At 66.5% G+C, this 15,042-nt stretch carries 18 protein-coding genes, 2 tRNA genes and 1 riboswitch; of the genes, 2 read left to right on the top strand and 18 right to left on the bottom strand.

The window, feature by feature from the left end:
• The 3 genes from D477_RS17095 to hisI form a co-directional block, all read right to left on the bottom strand.
• On the bottom strand, nt 1-243 hold a 243-nt coding region (locus D477_RS17095), incomplete at its 3' end, for a Trp biosynthesis-associated membrane protein (protein WP_043847477.1).
• Complete coding sequence (locus tag D477_RS17090) at nt 240-1,811, bottom strand: anthranilate synthase component I (RefSeq protein WP_005272552.1); 1,572 nt, start codon at nt 1,809-1,811, stop codon at nt 240-242. The genes D477_RS17090 and D477_RS17095, both read right to left, overlap by 4 nt.
• Nucleotides 1,811-2,251 carry a phosphoribosyl-AMP cyclohydrolase gene (hisI, locus tag D477_RS17085; protein ID WP_005272550.1) on the bottom strand — a complete coding sequence of 147 codons (441 nt, stop codon included), beginning with the start codon at nt 2,249-2,251 and terminating at the stop codon, nt 1,811-1,813. The genes D477_RS17090 and hisI overlap by 1 nt, the downstream gene beginning before the upstream one ends.
• 110 nt (nt 2,252-2,361) lie before the next feature.
• Between hisI and D477_RS17080 the strand changes: the two genes are divergently transcribed.
• Complete coding sequence (locus D477_RS17080; RefSeq protein WP_043847471.1) at nt 2,362-3,006, top strand: TIGR03085 family metal-binding protein; 645 nt, start codon at nt 2,362-2,364, stop codon at nt 3,004-3,006.
• A 15-nt stretch (nt 3,007-3,021) separates the two neighbouring features.
• Here D477_RS17080 and hisF read toward each other — a convergent pair whose 3' ends face one another.
• From hisF to D477_RS17005, 15 genes are all read right to left on the bottom strand, one after another.
• Nucleotides 3,022-3,792, bottom strand: a complete 771-nt coding sequence (hisF, locus tag D477_RS17075; protein ID WP_005272545.1) for an imidazole glycerol phosphate synthase subunit HisF — start codon at nt 3,790-3,792, stop codon at nt 3,022-3,024.
• A gap of 14 nt (nt 3,793-3,806) precedes the next feature.
• Entirely contained in the window at nt 3,807-4,652 is an 846-nt protein-coding gene (hisG, locus tag D477_RS17070; protein ID WP_005272542.1) for an ATP phosphoribosyltransferase, read from the bottom strand.
• Between the two features lie 96 nt (nt 4,653-4,748).
• Nucleotides 4,749-5,012, bottom strand: coding sequence for a phosphoribosyl-ATP diphosphatase (locus tag D477_RS17065; RefSeq protein WP_005272540.1), 264 nt, complete (start codon nt 5,010-5,012; stop codon nt 4,749-4,751).
• A gap of 99 nt (nt 5,013-5,111) precedes the next feature.
• Nucleotides 5,112-5,597, bottom strand: coding sequence for a 6,7-dimethyl-8-ribityllumazine synthase (gene ribH, locus D477_RS17060; RefSeq protein ID WP_005272538.1), 486 nt, complete (start codon nt 5,595-5,597; stop codon nt 5,112-5,114).
• A gap of 66 nt (nt 5,598-5,663) precedes the next feature.
• Nucleotides 5,664-6,320 carry a GTP cyclohydrolase II gene (ribA, locus tag D477_RS17055; protein WP_005272536.1) on the bottom strand — a complete coding sequence of 219 codons (657 nt, stop codon included), beginning with the start codon at nt 6,318-6,320 and terminating at the stop codon, nt 5,664-5,666.
• On the bottom strand, nt 6,317-6,973 hold the full coding sequence (ribB, locus tag D477_RS17050) for a 3,4-dihydroxy-2-butanone-4-phosphate synthase (RefSeq protein ID WP_005272535.1): 657 nt from the start codon (nt 6,971-6,973) through the stop codon (nt 6,317-6,319). Before ribB ends, ribA begins: the two co-directional genes overlap by 4 nt.
• Complete coding sequence (locus tag D477_RS17045; RefSeq protein WP_005272531.1) at nt 6,970-7,626, bottom strand: riboflavin synthase; 657 nt, start codon at nt 7,624-7,626, stop codon at nt 6,970-6,972. The genes ribB and D477_RS17045 overlap by 4 nt, the downstream gene beginning before the upstream one ends.
• Nucleotides 7,626-8,708, bottom strand: a complete 1,083-nt coding sequence (gene ribD / locus D477_RS17040) for a bifunctional diaminohydroxyphosphoribosylaminopyrimidine deaminase/5-amino-6-(5-phosphoribosylamino)uracil reductase RibD (RefSeq protein WP_005272526.1) — start codon at nt 8,706-8,708, stop codon at nt 7,626-7,628. Before ribD ends, D477_RS17045 begins: the two co-directional genes overlap by 1 nt.
• The gene (gene pnuC, locus D477_RS17035) at nt 8,705-9,403 is read right to left on the bottom strand and encodes a nicotinamide riboside transporter PnuC (protein ID WP_005272525.1); all 699 of its coding nucleotides are present in this window, start codon (nt 9,401-9,403) and stop codon (nt 8,705-8,707) included. The genes ribD and pnuC overlap by 4 nt, the downstream gene beginning before the upstream one ends.
• Before the next feature lie 113 nt (nt 9,404-9,516).
• A riboswitch (FMN riboswitch) is annotated at nt 9,517-9,663 on the bottom strand.
• An 85-nt stretch (nt 9,664-9,748) separates the two neighbouring features.
• Nucleotides 9,749-10,420: a ribulose-phosphate 3-epimerase gene (gene rpe / locus D477_RS17030; RefSeq protein ID WP_005272524.1), complete on the bottom strand. Its 672-nt coding sequence runs from the start codon at nt 10,418-10,420 to the stop codon at nt 9,749-9,751.
• Nucleotides 10,421-10,429: 9 nt separating this feature from the next.
• A complete protein-coding gene (locus D477_RS17025; RefSeq protein WP_005272523.1) occupies nt 10,430-11,968 on the bottom strand; it encodes an RsmB/NOP family class I SAM-dependent RNA methyltransferase in 1,539 nt (512 codons plus the stop codon).
• Nucleotides 11,965-12,894 (bottom strand): methionyl-tRNA formyltransferase, encoded by a 930-nt coding sequence (fmt, locus tag D477_RS17020; protein ID WP_005272522.1) that lies wholly within the window; start codon nt 12,892-12,894, stop codon nt 11,965-11,967. The genes D477_RS17025 and fmt overlap by 4 nt, the downstream gene beginning before the upstream one ends.
• 17 nt (nt 12,895-12,911) lie before the next feature.
• A complete protein-coding gene (gene def, locus D477_RS17015; RefSeq protein ID WP_005272521.1) occupies nt 12,912-13,487 on the bottom strand; it encodes a peptide deformylase in 576 nt (191 codons plus the stop codon).
• Nucleotides 13,488-13,542: 55 nt separating this feature from the next.
• Nucleotides 13,543-14,412 carry a hypothetical protein gene (locus D477_RS17010; RefSeq protein ID WP_005272520.1) on the bottom strand — a complete coding sequence of 290 codons (870 nt, stop codon included), beginning with the start codon at nt 14,410-14,412 and terminating at the stop codon, nt 13,543-13,545.
• A gap of 105 nt (nt 14,413-14,517) precedes the next feature.
• Nucleotides 14,518-14,589, bottom strand: a tRNA-Val gene (locus tag D477_RS17005).
• 374 nt (nt 14,590-14,963) lie between these two features.
• On the opposite strand from D477_RS17005, the gene D477_RS17000 reads away from it, so the two are divergent.
• Nucleotides 14,964-15,037 (top strand) — tRNA-Gly (locus D477_RS17000).
• Nucleotides 15,038-15,042: the final 5 nt, after the last annotated feature.

The raw sequence follows: 15,042 nt of genomic DNA, 5'->3' as shown, positions 1-15,042 counted from the left end.
GATGGAAGCGGCGAGGGCCGCCGCGAGCCCGACCAGGGCCAGCGCCGTTACCGCTACGGCAGCCTCACTGCCCGGAACGGCGATGTCCGGAGTCTGCACATCGCCCTGCGGCAGGCGGACATTCAGCCAGGTCTGCGTGGTCGTGCCGAAGGCCGCCAGCGAAGCGGCAATGGCCGCGAGCACGACCGTGCCCTTCCGTGCCCATCTGGAGGCCGGTCCGGCGGCGGGCCCCGTCGTCGTCATTCCTGCTCCCCGGTAACAATCCGTGCCGGATCAGCCGCATGCAGCCGGGACGCGAGGGTCACCGCCCGCAGCGGAGCGGCGGCCTTGTTCACGGTCTCCAGCGCCTCGGCCTCCAGCACGGAGTCCGCAACGATCCCGCCGCCGGACTGCACGTACGCTTTTCCGTCCCGCAGCACGGCCGACCTGATGGCGATCGCCATGTCCATATCGCCGGCGAAGTCGAGGTAGCCCACCACGCCGCCGTAGACCCCGCGGCGGTGCGGCTCGAGCTCGTCGAGGAGCCGCAGAGCCCGAGGCTTGGGGGCGCCGGACAGCGTGCCGGCCGGGAAGGTCGCGGCCAGCACATCGTAGGCGGTCTTCTCCTTGGACAAACGTCCGACGACGGTGGAGACCAGGTGCATGATGTGGCTGAACTTTTCGACTTCCATGAACTGGCTGACGTCCACGGTTCCCGGGTCGCAGACCTTGGAAATGTCGTTGCGGGCCAGGTCCACCAGCATCAGGTGCTCGGCTCGTTCCTTCTGGTCCGCCAGCAGTTCCTCCGCCAGCTCCCGGTCCTGTTCCACCGTCTTGCCGCGGGGGCGCGAGCCGGCGATCGGGTGGGTCACCACCTCGTCCCCGGTGACGGTCACCAGGGCTTCCGGCGAGGAACCGACGATCGAGTATCCGTTGCCTTCCGCATCCTCGAAGCTGAACAGGTACATGTAGGGGCTCGGGTTCAGGTTGCGCAGCACCCGGTACACGTCCAGCGGCGACGCCGTGCATTCGGCTTCGAAGCGGCGGGAGATAACCACCTGGAACACCTCGCCGTCGACGATGGCTTCCTTGCCGCGCTCCACGGCGGCCAGGTATTTCTCCTCGGCCCAGCTGTGCTGCACGCCTGCCATGATGTCCGCGGTCGTCAGCGAGCTGTCCTCCAGCACCGAGACCTGCTGCGCGAGGGGCTCGTTCAGCTGCCCGAGCATCAGGCGGACCCGCGCGACCGCATCTTGCCAGGCCTCGTCCACGCGTTCGTCAGTGTCATCGAAGTTGATGGCATTGGCAATCAGCGTCACGGTGCCTTCGGCGTTGTCGTGGACGGCCAGATCGGTCACCAGGCACATCGCCAGCTCCGGCAGCGGCATGTCCTCCTCGGGCGGACTGGTCAGCTTCTCCCAGTGCCGCACGGCCTCCCAGCCCACGAAGCCGACGAGACCGGACGTCAGCGGCGGCAGCCCGTCGAAGCGGTCGGTGCGCAGCGCCTCGACCGTGGCGCGCATGGCTTCCACGGGATTGCCGGTCAGCGGGACCCCGGCAGGGGGCTGCCCCAGCCAGTGGGCCTGCCCGTCCTTGCTGGTCAGCACCGCGCGCGAATGCGTCCCGATGAACGAGTAGCGCGACCACACTCCGCCCACCGCGGCGGATTCAAGCAGGAAGGTTCCGGGCTGCCCGTCGCCGAGCTTGCGGTAGAGGGAGATCGGGGTCTGGTCGTCGGCCAGCACCTTCAGGCTCACCGGGATGACCCGGCGGTCACGGGCCAGTTCCCGGAACTCCTCAAGGGTGGGGCTGATGACTCCAAGGTCCTGCATTACTTGCTTTCTTTCGCGGTCGGTTGGTCGTCTGCTGCTGCGTGACCGACGACAGCGTCGATCGGGCGCCCGTCGAAGCAGGTGCGGGTGCCGGTGTGGCAGGCGGCACCTACTTGGTCCACCCTGACGAGGAGGGCATCGCCGTCGCAATCCACGGCGACGGACTTGACCCACTGAACGTGGCCGGAGGTGTCCCCCTTGCGCCAGTACTCCTGGCGCGAACGCGAGTAGAACGTCACACGGCCGGTGCTCAGCGTGCGCCGCAGCGCCTCATCGTCCATCCAGCCGAGCATCAGGACTTCATGCGAGTCGTACTGCTGGATGATGGCCGCGACCAGTCCCGCCGCATCGCGCTTGAGCAGATTGGCGACGGCGGCAGGCAGCTGCTCATCGGAAGTGCCGGAAGCGGGCGGCTGCGAAGAATGTGAAAGGGAGGACATCCCCTCAAGTCTAGTGCTTCCCCGAGGGCGCATCGGGCCCGCGTTAACATGGGCCGGACAAACGTTTCGGCCGGAGCCAAAAGGACTGCTTCGTGCTAGGTTCGGGATTGATGCATTTCGTTGACCCCTCCCGAGAAGTCCTGGCCGAGACGCTGCTTGCCGCCGGCCCGGACTCCCCTACGCTGTGCGCGGGATGGCGGACTGCTGACCTGGCCGCGCATCTGTATCTTCGGGAGCACCGCGTCGTCACTGCTTTGGCCATGGCTCTCAAGCCGCTGTCCAAAGTTTCCGATGAGGCGATCCGCCGGCTGGCGGACAAGTCCCGGTCAAGCGCCGGCTACAACGAACTCGTCCAGGCCTTCCGCGCCGGGCCTCCGCGTCTTTCACCGCTGCGGCTGAAGCCCCTCGACCAGACGGCCAACCTGATCGAGTACTTCGTGCACACCGAGGACGTCCGCCGCGCGCCCTCGCGCTGGGCCCCCCGGGCGCTGGACGAAGAATATTCGAACGCCCTGTGGGACGAGCTGGTCAAGCGTGCCGCGATTCTGTACCGCGGCGTGGACCTGGGCATCATCCTGGTCCGCCCGGACGGGCCCCGGCACGTGGCCAAGCGGGCGGCTGTCTCGGTAGCGATCACGGGCGAACCCGGCGAACTGCTGATGCACGCTCACGGCCGGACGAAGCACGCACTGGTGACGTTCGAAGGGCAGGCGGACGCGGTCGCCCTGCTGCAGAGCGCCGAAATCGGCCTGTAGCCGAGGCAGCGGCGCTCAGCGGACCGGATAGCCTGCTTCGCGGATCGCCTTCTTGACCTGCGCAATCGCATCATCCGGTCCGAAATGGAACACCGAGGCAGCCAGGACTGCGTCCGCGCCAGCCTCGACAGCCGGCGGGAAGTGCTCCGGCTTGCCGGCCCCGCCGGACGCGATCAGTGGAACCTTGACCGCGGCACGCACGGTGCGGATCATCTCCAGGTCGAAGCCTTCCTTGGTGCCGTCGGCGTCGATCGAGTTGAGCAGGATTTCGCCGACACCGCGGTCCGCCGCCTCACGCGCCCACTGGACCGCGTCGATGCCGGTGCCTTTGCGTCCGCCGTGCGTCGTGACCTCGAAGCCCGAGGGAACCGGGCTGTCCTTGGTGCGGCGCGCGTCGAGCGACAGCACCAGCACCTGGGAACCGAAGTGGCGGGCGATCTCGTCGATGACGTCCGGCCGGACCACGGCGGCGGTGTTGATGGAAGCCTTATCGGCACCGAAACGAAGCAGTTTGTCGACGTCGGCCACCTCGCGCACGCCGCCGCCGACTGTCAGCGGGATGAAGACTTCCTCCGCTGTGCGGGCGACGACGTCGAACGTGGTTTCCCGGTTCCCGGAGGAGGCGGTCACATCCAGGAACGTCAATTCGTCCGCGCCGGCACGGTCATAGCGGTGGGCAAGTTCCACCGGATCACCGGCGTCGCGCAGGCCCTCGAAATTGACCCCCTTGACCACGCGTCCGGCGTCGACATCAAGGCAGGGAATGACACGGATTGCAACTGACATGGCTCTCCCCCGGGTCAGATACGGCAGGCGTGGATCGTGCTGACCAGGATGGCGCGGGCCCCCAGGTCGTAGAGCTCGTCCATAATGCGGTTGGTCTGGGAACGCCGGACCATCGAGCGGACCGCGACCCACTCGGAATCGCGCAGGGGCGAGATGGTGGGAGATTCGAATCCCGGAGTCAGCGCGGCGGCTTGCTCCACCAGCTCCTTGCGGATGTCGTAGTCCAGCATGACGTACTCGCGGGCGACGATGACGCCCCTCAGCCGGCGGATCAGCACTTCCAGGCCGGGGACCGGCGCCTCGTTCTTCCGCCCGATGAGGACGGCCTCGGACTTCAGGATCGGATCGCCGAAGATTTCCATGCCTGCGGCACGCAGGGTGTTGCCGGTTTCCACCACGTCGGCGATCGCATCCGCGACCCCGAGCCGCACGGAGGACTCCACGGCGCCGTCGAGCCGGATCACCTTCGCATCGATATTGCGCTCGGCGAGGTAGGAACGGAGCAGGCCGTCATAGCTGGTGGCCAGCCGCTTGCCTGCCAGCTGGTCGGCGCGGGAAAACTCGCCTACCGGGCCGGCGAAGCGGAAGGTCGAGCCGCCGAAGCCCAGCGGCAGCAGCTCCTCGGCCGCAACCTGGGCGTCCAGGAACAGGTCCCGGCCGGTAATCCCGACATCAAGGGTGCCCTTGCCGACGTAGACGGCGATGTCGCGCGGGCGGAGGAAGAAGAACTCGACGTCGTTGTCCGGATCCGTCATGACGAGCTCGCGGCTGTCACGGCGCTGCCGGTAGCCGGCCTCCGTGAGCATGCCGGAAGCGGCCTCGGACAGGGAACCTTTGTTGGGAACAGCTACACGCAGCATGGTCAGACTTTCTGGGGATGTGCCGGCCGGACGGCCGGCAGGGGTCGGAAGAACTTCGCCGGTGGCAAGGCGGAACACCTCCAGTGCGGTGCTCCGCTACAGATGCTTGTAGACGTCCTCCAGCGACAGGCCCTTGGCCAGCATCAACACCTGCACGTGGTACAGCAGCTGGGAAATCTCTTCCGCGGCCGCCTCGTCCGACTCGTACTCCGCAGCCATCCAGACTTCCGCGGCTTCCTCGACGATCTTCTTGCCGATGCCGTGAACCCCCGAATCCAGTTCGGCGACGGTACCGGAGCCCTCCGGTCGGGTCTGGGCTTTTTCGCTCAGCTCGGCAAAAAGGGATTCGAAGGATTTCACGCCTCCCAGATTACGTCAGCGTCAAGCGTGCCCCGCAAACGGCCGCGGCCGATGTGACGAAGCACACCGGCCGCGGCGACATACCAGGAACCTGCAGCGTCACACGCCCAGCCGGCGCAGCGTCGCGGCCGTCGCCAGCGCGGCGGTGACCGCTTCATGTCCCTTGTCTTCGCTGGAGCCTTCCAGGCCCGCGCGGTCCAGGCCTTGCTCTTCGGTGTCGCAGGTCAGCACGCCGAAGCCAACCGGTGTTCCGGTGCTGACGCTCACCTGGGTCAGTCCGTCCGTTGCTGCCTGGCAGACGTATTCGAAGTGCGGGGTTCCTCCGCGGATAACGACGCCGAGGGCCACCACTGCGTCATAGTGCGGTGCCAGCCGGGCGGCGGCCACGGGCAGTTCGAAGGCGCCGGGCACGCGGATGAGCTTCGGTTCCGCAATCCCCGCCTCTGCTGCCGCCCGCTGGGCTCCGTCCACGAGGCCGTCCATGATCTGGGTGTGCCAGCTGGAGGCGACGATGGCCAGCTTGAAGCCGCTGCCGTCAGTGCCGAGGCCGGCGAGGTCGATGACGGGAGCTCCCTGTCCGCTCATTACTATTCCTTCTTCTTGGGCCGCCGTGGCGGCAGTGGTTGTGGCAGATCGACTGCCAGTACGGAGTCAGCTCTGATGGATTGGATGGTCTTCGAGCAAGGCGAGGCGGTGGTCCATGCGGTCGCGCTTGGTCTGCAGGTAGCGCAGGTTCTGCTCGCGGGACGGCACCTCCGAGGACACCATCTCCGCAACGCTGATGCCCAGCCCGGCCAGTTTCTCGCCCTTCAGCGGATTGTTGCTCAGCAACCGGATGTTCTGCAGTCCCATTGCGTGCAGGATGGCGGCCGCGGCCGAGTAGTCACGGCTGTCGACCGGAAGGCCCAGCTGTTCATTAGCCTCCACCGTATCGGCGCCCGCCTCCTGGAGTGCGTAGGCACGGATCTTGTTGGCCAGGCCAATGCCTCGCCCTTCCTGTCCGCGCAGGTAGATCACGGTGCCGCCCTGCTCGGCGATCAGAGCCAGGGCCTGCTCCAGTTGCTCCCCGCAGTCGCAGCGGTACGACGCGAAGACATCGCCGGTAAGGCATTCGGAATGCAGCCGGACCAATGGGGCGTTGTCCGGACGGGCCGGCGATGTCACGCTCATGTGCTCGACGCCTGTTCCCTCGTCCGTCCAGGCCCGCGCCGTGAAGAACCCGAACGCGGTGGGCAGCTGGACAGACGGACCACCGGTGACTCTGACCGACGGAGCAACCACCGCCGGGGCAGCCTCGTGTCCGCTCATCGTGCGGCCTCCTCGTCTGTGGCCCGGCCGGCGAGATAGTTCGCGAGGTCCTCGATCGACACCAGCGGGCAACCGTGCCCGGTGGCGAATTCGCGCAAAGCCGGCAGGCGCATCATCTCGCCGTCGTCGTGCACCAGTTCCGCGATGACACCGACCGGTTCCCGTCCGCCGAGCCTGCAGAGGTCCACCGCCGCTTCGGTGTGGCCCCGCCTGGCCAACACGCCGCCGTCGACGGCGCGCAGCGGGAAAATGTGGCCGGGCCGGCTCAGGTCCGAGGCTGTGCTCCGGGGTGACGCGAGCACCTGGGCGGTCAGGGAGCGGTCGGTGGAGCTGATCCCCGTGGAGACACCTGACGAAGCATCGCAGGAGACCGTGTAGGCCGTGCCCTTGGCATCCTGGTTGTCCTCGACCATGGGCGGAAGGCCCAAATGGTCGGCGCGGGCACCCGTCATGGGCACGCAGATGACGCCTGAGGTGTGCCGGACGGTCCAGCCCATCAAGGCTGGTGTGGAAGCATCGGCAGCAAAAATGATGTCGCCTTCGTTTTCCCTGTCCTCGTCATCGACGACGACAACGGGCCGGCCGGAGGCAATCGCGGCAATGGCCAGTTCGATGGCATCCAGCCTGATGGGGGCTTCGACGGCGGCGCTCATGCCAAATCCTCCGCCAGGTGGCGCGCCGGCTGGTTGCCCGCGGTGCTGAAGGCGAGCAGTCGTTCGGCATACTTGGCGAGCACATCGACTTCCAGGTTCACCTTGCTGCCCGGTTCCTTGCCGCCAAGCGACGTTTCGGCAAGTGTTGTCGGGATCAAACCGACTTCGAACCATGGCTCCTCTGCCTCGGCCTCGCTGACCGCGGTAACGGTGAGGGAAACGCCGTCGATGGCAATGGATCCTTTTTCGGCGACGTACCGCGCCTGCTTGGACGGGACGGAGAACCGCAGGCGCTGCCAGTCCCCCATGTCCTCGCGCTCGAGCAGTGCGCCGACGGCATCCACATGGCCCTGGACGACGTGGCCGTCCAGTCTGCCTCCGGCCGGCACGCAACGTTCAAGGTTGACTTTCATTCCGTCTTTGAGCTCGCCGGTGGTAGTCCGCTTCAGCGTTTCCCCCATGACATCGACGCTGATGCTGCCGGCGCCGTTGCTCACGGCGGTCAGGCAGACGCCGTTGACTGCGATGGAGCCGCCGAGCTCGAGGTCTTCGGCGGCCGCGCCGGCCGTGAAGGTCAGCACGGCGCTGTCCGTCTCGGGATGCAGCACCAGCGACTGCACGCTGCCTTGCTCGGTGATAATTCCGGTAAACATCAGTGTCCTTTCCGTACCGCCGGCATCGTGCCATCCGGTTCTGGTTCAAGATGCAGGCGCAGGTCGGCGCCAAGGTTTATGGTGTGTCCGCCGCCGGTGCTGTCCCAGCGCCAACGCGCAGCGTCCGAAAGCGTGGAGATGCCCAGCGGCGCCGTTGACCGCGTGCCAGCGCCCAGCAGCATCGGAGCGAGGTAGAGCACCAGCTCGTCCACGAGGTCCGCCTGGAGGAAGGCCCCGGCCACGGTGGCGCCGCCTTCGATCATGGCGTGGGCTACCCCTCGGGACGCCAGCGACTTCAAAACGGCTTCCGCCTCGTGGCTCCGTACCTGAAGGAACCGGCCGTCGTCGCCCCGGACGGCCGCGTGCTCGGGAACATCCCGATAGCCCATCACAACGCGCAGCGGCTGGTTCGATGCCGGCTCTCCTGATGCCGTCCGGGCGGTCAGGCGCGGATCGTCGGCGAAGACGGTCCCGGTGCCGGCAATGATGGCATCGACCCTGCTGCGGATTTCGTGGCTGTCCTGCCGCGCCGCTTCGGAAGTGATCCATTGGCTCGTTCCGTCTGCCGCGGCAATCAGTCCGTCGAGGGTCTGGGCAACATGCATGGTGGTGAACGGGCGGCCGGCGGCCTTGGCCTTGAACCAGCGCTGGTTCAGGTCCAGTGCCTCATCGCCGAGCAGGCCCGAACGCACCCGAACTCCGTGCTGCCGCAGGAAGTCGGCTCCGCCCGCGGCTTGAGTCTGGTCTGCCGAGGCATAAATGAGCGTGCCGATGCCGGCGTCGGCAACCGCCGCGGCGCAGGGTCCGGTCCGGCCGTGGTGATTGCAGGGCTCCAATGTCACGACCATGGTGGCGCCGGACAGCGTCGCGGGCTCCGTCCCTGCGGGCAGGGTGGCCAAGGCTTCGACCTCGGCATGCGGGTGCCCGGCGCCGCGGTGGTATCCGCTGGCGATGACCCGGCCTCCGGCGTCGAGGATCGCCGCACCGACCAGCGGGTTCGCGCCCCGGAGGCCGCGCCGTGCTTCGCTGAGAGCCAGCCGCATCGCCTGCTCCTCGGCAGCACTGAAGTCCTGGAGGCTCATCGGCTTGCCGCCTCGCTGGCCCCGGTTGGAACCAGTACCCGGGATTCATCCGCGGCACGGTTCCGGGCGCGCCACCACACAAAGAACCCGATGAGGGTGAAGGCGCCATAGAAGAGGTACATGAATGCGGAGGCGTAATAGCCGGCGCTGAAAAGCAGCGGGACGCCCACGATGTCCACGGCGACCCAGACCAGCCAGAACTCCACCCAGCCGCGGGCCATGCCATAGGTGGCCAGAAGGGAGCCGACAAACGTCCAGGCATCGGCCCACACCGGTTCATAGGATCCCAGCGCGGTGAAGAGCGGAGTCAACGCGACGGTGCCCAGCACCATTCCAGCGGCCAGGCCTGCGCGTTCCCGTCCGGAGGCCCACCGCGGAGTGAGCGCGTGGCCAGCCGCATCGTGGCGGCTGCCGTGCCAGCGCCGCCAGCCGTAGACGGCCACAGCGATGAACATGACCTGCCGTCCCGCCTGCCCCAGCAGGCTCGCGGTATCCGCCGAGCCGAAGAGGGAACCGAGGAAGACTGTCAGCAGCAGGAGGTTGCCGATGATGCCCACCGGCCAGGCCCAGACTTTGCGGCGCATGCCGCCGAGGGCGCTGAGGAGGCCGAAAATATTGCCCAGCACCTCGCGCAGCAGCAGGGCGCTGCCGGCGACGGGAATCTGGGCTTCAAAGAGCCACCGCAGGAGATCCATGCCGTTCCTTTCCGAAAGCCGCGGCGGCTCCGGGGTAACGACAGTGCGGTAGATGCAGGCAACGGCCGACGTTCCTCAACGGAACGTGCGTACCATTGGCTGACTGCCAACTGTACGTGCTTCTCCCATCCAGACTTTGACTGTCGGTACCGGAATTCCACCGGTTCAACCGCTGCCTGGGGGAACATTTGCTGTTCCACAGGACGCGGGTCGCGGACTATTACCGCCGGTTCGGACTTACACCGACCCCGGAGCACGTTGTTTGTGATTGCTATTGTGCCATAACCGCGACGGACCCTCGGGCTATTCCTGTCATCGGCTGTAACATGCGGCACATTTGCCGGATCACCGCTGCGCGAAGACGCGGGTCGCGGCCTCACGGAGGGAGGAGATGGCAGCGTCAGGATCACCGGCGCCGTACACCGCAGACCCTGCCACGAAGACATTGGCCCCGGCGTCGGCCGCGCGGAGGATGGTCTCTTCGGTGATGCCGCCGTCCACCTGGATGGCGACAGGCAGGCCGGACCCCGCGACCGCTTCGGCTGCCCGGCGGATCTTTGGCAGCGTCACGTCCAGGAAGGACTGCCCGCCGAATCCGGGTTCCACGGTCATGATCAGCAGCATGTCCATCTCGGGCAGCAAATCCAGGTAGGGTTCGACGGCGGTGGCCGGCTTCAGCGCCATACCCGCCTTCGCGCCGCGGTCACGAAGCTCGCGTGCCAGCCGGACCGGGGCCGTGGAGGCCTCAACATGGAAGGTCACCGAAGCCAGCCCCGCCTCTGCATAGCCGGGCGCCCAGCGGTCCGGATCCGCGATCATCAGGTGCGCATCCAGGGGTAAGGCGCTGATTTCCTGGATCCGCTGCACGACGGGCAGGCCGATCGTGAGGTTCGGCACGAAGTGGTTGTCCATCACGTCCACGTGAACGGCGTCCGCCGAGCCGATGCGGGCGAGTTCGGCCTCGAGATTGACGAAGTCGGCGGACAGGATGCTCGGGTTGATGCAGCACGTGGCCATGGGCTGTTGTCAGTCCTTTCCGGGGACGGTTGACTTCTTGCGGAGCAGGGACAGGAACATTGCGTCCGTTCCGTGGATGTGCGGCCACAGCTGAGCCGTGCTGCCATCGCCTTCCGCCTTGCCGGCTTCCAGTTTCCCCGGCAGGCTCACCGCATCGAGTGCGGCGGCCGAATCCTGCAACTCCATCTCAGGGTGGCGCCGCAGCGCATCGGTGACTACCGCCGTCGTCTCCGCGATGTGCGGCGAGCAGGTGACATACGCGACGAGGCCTCCCGGCTTGACGGCAGCGATCGCGGAGTCCAGCAATTCCCGCTGCAGGGGCGCCAGTTGGGCTACGTCGGCAGGACGCCGGCGCCAGCGTGATTCGGGTCGGCGGCGCAGTGCCCCCAAGCCGGTGCACGGGGCATCCACCATCACGCGGTCGAACCCTTCGGGCTCGAGCCGGCCCAGATCCCGCCCGTCCCCGGTACGCACGTCCCAGACCCGATGGTCCACCGGCCGCAAGGCCTGCCTGACCAGTTCCGCGCGGTGTGCGGCAGGCTCATTCGCCAGCAGCGTCGCCCCGCGTCCTGCCGCCAGCGCACCGAGCAGTGCTGCTTTTCCACCCGGTCCTGCGCAGAGATCCAGCCAGCGCTCCGGGCCATCGGCCTCCACATCGGCATCCGCGAGCGCCCGGGCCACGAGTTGCGAGCCCGCGTCCTGCACCCGCGTGGTTCCCTTCCGGACGGATTCCAGCCTACCCACATCCCCGCCGGAGAAGGTCGCCGAATCCTTGACCAGCTCTCCCGGCTGCGCGCCGGCGTCGAAAGCTTCCTGCAGGTCGCCCAGTCCGGGCAGAGCAATGAGATTCACCACTGGTGCGGAATTGTCCGCTTCCAGCAGCCGTTCGATCTCTTCCACGCTGCGGCCGTGGCCCGCCAGAGCCTGGCGCAGCGCCCGCACGATCCATTCCGGGTGGCTTTGCGCCACGGCGGCTGCTGCCACTGGATCGGCACCGTCCGGAATTAAGCCGGCCGTCCATCCCGCAAGATCGTTGGCGCTCACTTTGCGCAGCACGGCATTGATCAGTGAAGCAGGACCAGCGCCGATGACCGCCCGGGCCAGTCCGACAGTTTGGTCCAACGCGGCGTGGGGCGGGACGCGCATGGCCATCAGTTGGTGCGTACCCAGACGCAAGGCGTCGAGGACGGCCGGATCCAGTTGGTCGAGGGGACGGTCTACGCAGCGCGACAGGATGGCGTCATACGTGCCTTGGCTGCGCAGCGCCCCGTAGGCCAATTCCGTGGCGAACGCAGCGTCGCGCCGATCGAGGCGGTGCTGGCGGATCCGCCCAGGCAGGACCAGGTTGGCGTAGGCGTCCTCGTCACTCACGGCGCGCAGCACCTCGAAGGCGACGAGCCGCGCCGGGTCCGCCCGACGGGTGCGCTCCGAAGGAGCCGACTGCGTGTAACTGCGGCTGGTCGGACGGTTTCGTTCCCGACCGGCAGCGTCGCGGCGCCGGCCAGGCCTCTGCCGACGGCCTCCGGGCTGGTTCTCGCCTGCGCTCATTCGAACCGCACATCCTCACGTTGTCCCAGGCCACGGACCCAATCCGCCGCTGCCATCATCTTCTTGCCGGCCGGCTGCACCAGGCCAAGCTGCACGGCGCAGGACCCGGTTCCCACCAACGCCGAGGCCGTACCTCCCGATGCCAGCAGCACCTGTCCCGGCGCGAGGTCCTTGCGGTCCTGCCGCAGTGTGACAGGACCCAGCTTGAACCGCTGGCCGGCGAGCAGGGTCCAGGCTCCGGGTTCGGGTGTCACGCCGTTGATCCGGCGGCGGATTGCCAGGGCGGGTTCCTGCCAGTTGACATGCCCGTCTTCGAGTCCCAGCTTGGGCGCCAGCGTGACCTCACCGGATTGCGGGACCGCCATGGCCTTACCCGCGGCTACGGCCGAGAGCGTCTGAACCAGCAGGACGGCACCGCTGAGGGAGAGGCGTTCCAGCAATTCGCCGCTCGTATCGTCCGGTCGGATGGATTCAGTCAGTGTGCCGTAGACGGGCCCCGTGTCCAGGCCCTTCTCCAGCAGGAAGGTGGAGGCGCCCGTCACATCATCGCCGTTGATGACCGCATGCTGGACCGGGGCAGCGCCCCGCCACGCGGGCAGGAGTGAAAAGTGCAGGTTGATCCATCCGTGGGTCGGCACTTTAAGCGCGGTTTCCGGGACCAGGCCGCCGTAGGCAACGATGGCGGCCACATCAGGCTCGGCAACGGCAATTTCCTTGACAGTGGCCTCATCCAGCCGGTTTGCCTTGATCACGGGCAGGCCCAGTTCCGCGGCCCGCTGTGCAACGGGCGAAGGAGTCATTACCTTCTTGCGGCCCACAGGGGCGTCTTCACGCGTCAGCACGGCAACGACATCGAACCCTGACTCCAAGAGCCGCTCCAACGATGGAACGGCTACTGGAGGAGTGCCCGCAAATACGACCCGCAACCGCGGGGGCTGGGCATTCATGACTGCGGCTGCCCGAAGGCGCCGGCACCAAACCCGGAACCGACGCTAGCGGAGCGTTTTGCCGCGGTGTTCTTCGCCACCGCGTTGTAGTCGCCTTGGCGGATGGCACGGAGGGCGCTCTTGCGATCATCGCCCGAGAGGTGGTCGATGTACAGGACCCCGTCGAGATGGTCAGCTTCATGCTGGAAGCATCGCGCCAGCATGCCCTCCCCCTCGATCGATACAGGAGTGCCGTTGACGTCAAAGCCGCTGACCCGGCACCAGCGCCTGCGGCGGACCGGATATCCAAGTTCTGGAATGGAGAGGCACCCTTCTATCTGGTCCTCCTGGAAGTCTTCGCTGGTTTCGAGCACCGGATTGACGACATGGCCCCGCTGCCCATCGATCTGGTAGGTGAACACGCGGAGGCTGACGCCAACCTGCGGAGCGGCCAAGCCCGCACCTTCGACGTTCTCCATCGTCTCGTCCATATCCGCGACAAGCTTCGCCAGCTCCGGACCGAAATCGGTGACAGGCTCCGCCTTGGTGCGCAGCACCGGGTCTCCGATGATCCGAATACTCAGGACGGTCATGTGTTCTTCATCCTCACTCGTGCCGGGGCAAACGTCGTACCAAGTCTAATTGCCCTTAACCGGCGGCAGACTGGACAGCGGGTTGGCGTACTGGAGGCCCAATAGGGAGCAGCGCCCGCCCGGCATCCGACACCTGCAGCTGCAGATCCCACACCCGGCGCAATGCACAGAATTTGTACCAGTGGTATCTCAGGACCTCCGGGTTCGCCCGCATCGGACGCACTTCCGTCTCACCGATGGCTACGCCCAGCAGAACCGGGTCATCTCCGTATTCCCAAGGCTCCCAACTGCCGGCCGTTGCGTCGACCAAGCTCTCCTGCGCCTTCATCCCGGCCACCAATTGCATGACGACTTTGTCGTCCATCGCCTTGACCTGGCCATTGCGGTCAGTGCCTTTCGTCTTGAAGTCGATCAGGCACAAACGGCCGCCGATCTTCGCCACAAGGTCCATGGTCCCTGCATAGCCCACCTCTGCGTTCCAAACCGTGATCTCGGGCTCGACAGGCTCGACGCCGTAGGTTTCCCACCACTCATCGAACCGGGCAGCGAACGCTTCCTCACCATTGGCCTTCAAAGCTTCGCGAGCCTCGGCCAAGCGGTGGGTTCGTCCGAGGGCATGGAGCGCTACCTGCTCGCAATAGAAGTGCACTCGGTCTCCACGGAGCGCTGCCGCATCGCGGTACCGCTCCGCCGCAGATGAAGCTTCCTTCGCGAGGGCACGCAGCTTGGCTGGGTTCCCAGCCGCATCCGCCAGCCGGTGATCCTGCGCCATCGCTGTTGCCGCCATATGCGAGAACCAGCCGCCAAGGTCCGAAGGAGCCTGCGAAATTACCGTTGTGATGGACGGAACGCTTGGAAGTTCGGAGGTGGAGCGGGAGTACATCCGCCCGAAATCGGTCTTATGGGCCAGCACCGGATCTGTCATACCAAGCATCATCTCAGAGAGCACTGACGGTTTTTGCAGGGGTCGGTGCCGGGGAAAACCAGAGCCCCGGCTTGGACATTCTGCCAAGCCGGGGCTCCATGCGGGTGGGCGATACTGGGTTCGAACCAGTGACCTCTTCGGTGTGAACGAAGCGCGCTACCACTGCGCCAATCGCCCGTTCCACTTCACCGCCGGGCGGATCCGCGTTGCATATGAATGTTAGCCGACAGATGGCCCAGTGCAAAAACGGCGGTATTTGGCCCTGGAAATCCGTACCCGCCCCCGAGTCAGCAACGACGGTGCGATAAATGCGGGTCAACAACTGTCAGCCGCCCGGGCAGGCCGAGATTCCTCGCAGGACTGTCGAACTCACCGCGCGGTCAGGCACCGACCGCGCAATGCCCTCGCGCGATGAACGGCAAGATCCGCGGAAACACGCCGTTGACGTGCCCGATTGGACGAAGCGCGAATCGTCCTATAGAGTTCTTACTCGTTGGAAATCGCCAAGGCGCTCCGGAGCAGACAGCTCGAGCCCGGCGAAATCACAGCATGCGGACGTAGCTCAGCTGGCTAGAGCACCACCTTGCCAAGGTGGATGTCGCGGGTTCGAATCCCGTCGTCCGCTCGCAA

It is taken from the genome of Arthrobacter crystallopoietes BAB-32 (assembly GCF_000328305.2).
Lineage (GTDB): Bacteria > Actinomycetota > Actinomycetes > Actinomycetales > Micrococcaceae > Crystallibacter > Crystallibacter crystallopoietes_A.
This window is presented reverse-complemented; position numbering and strand designations above follow the sequence as displayed.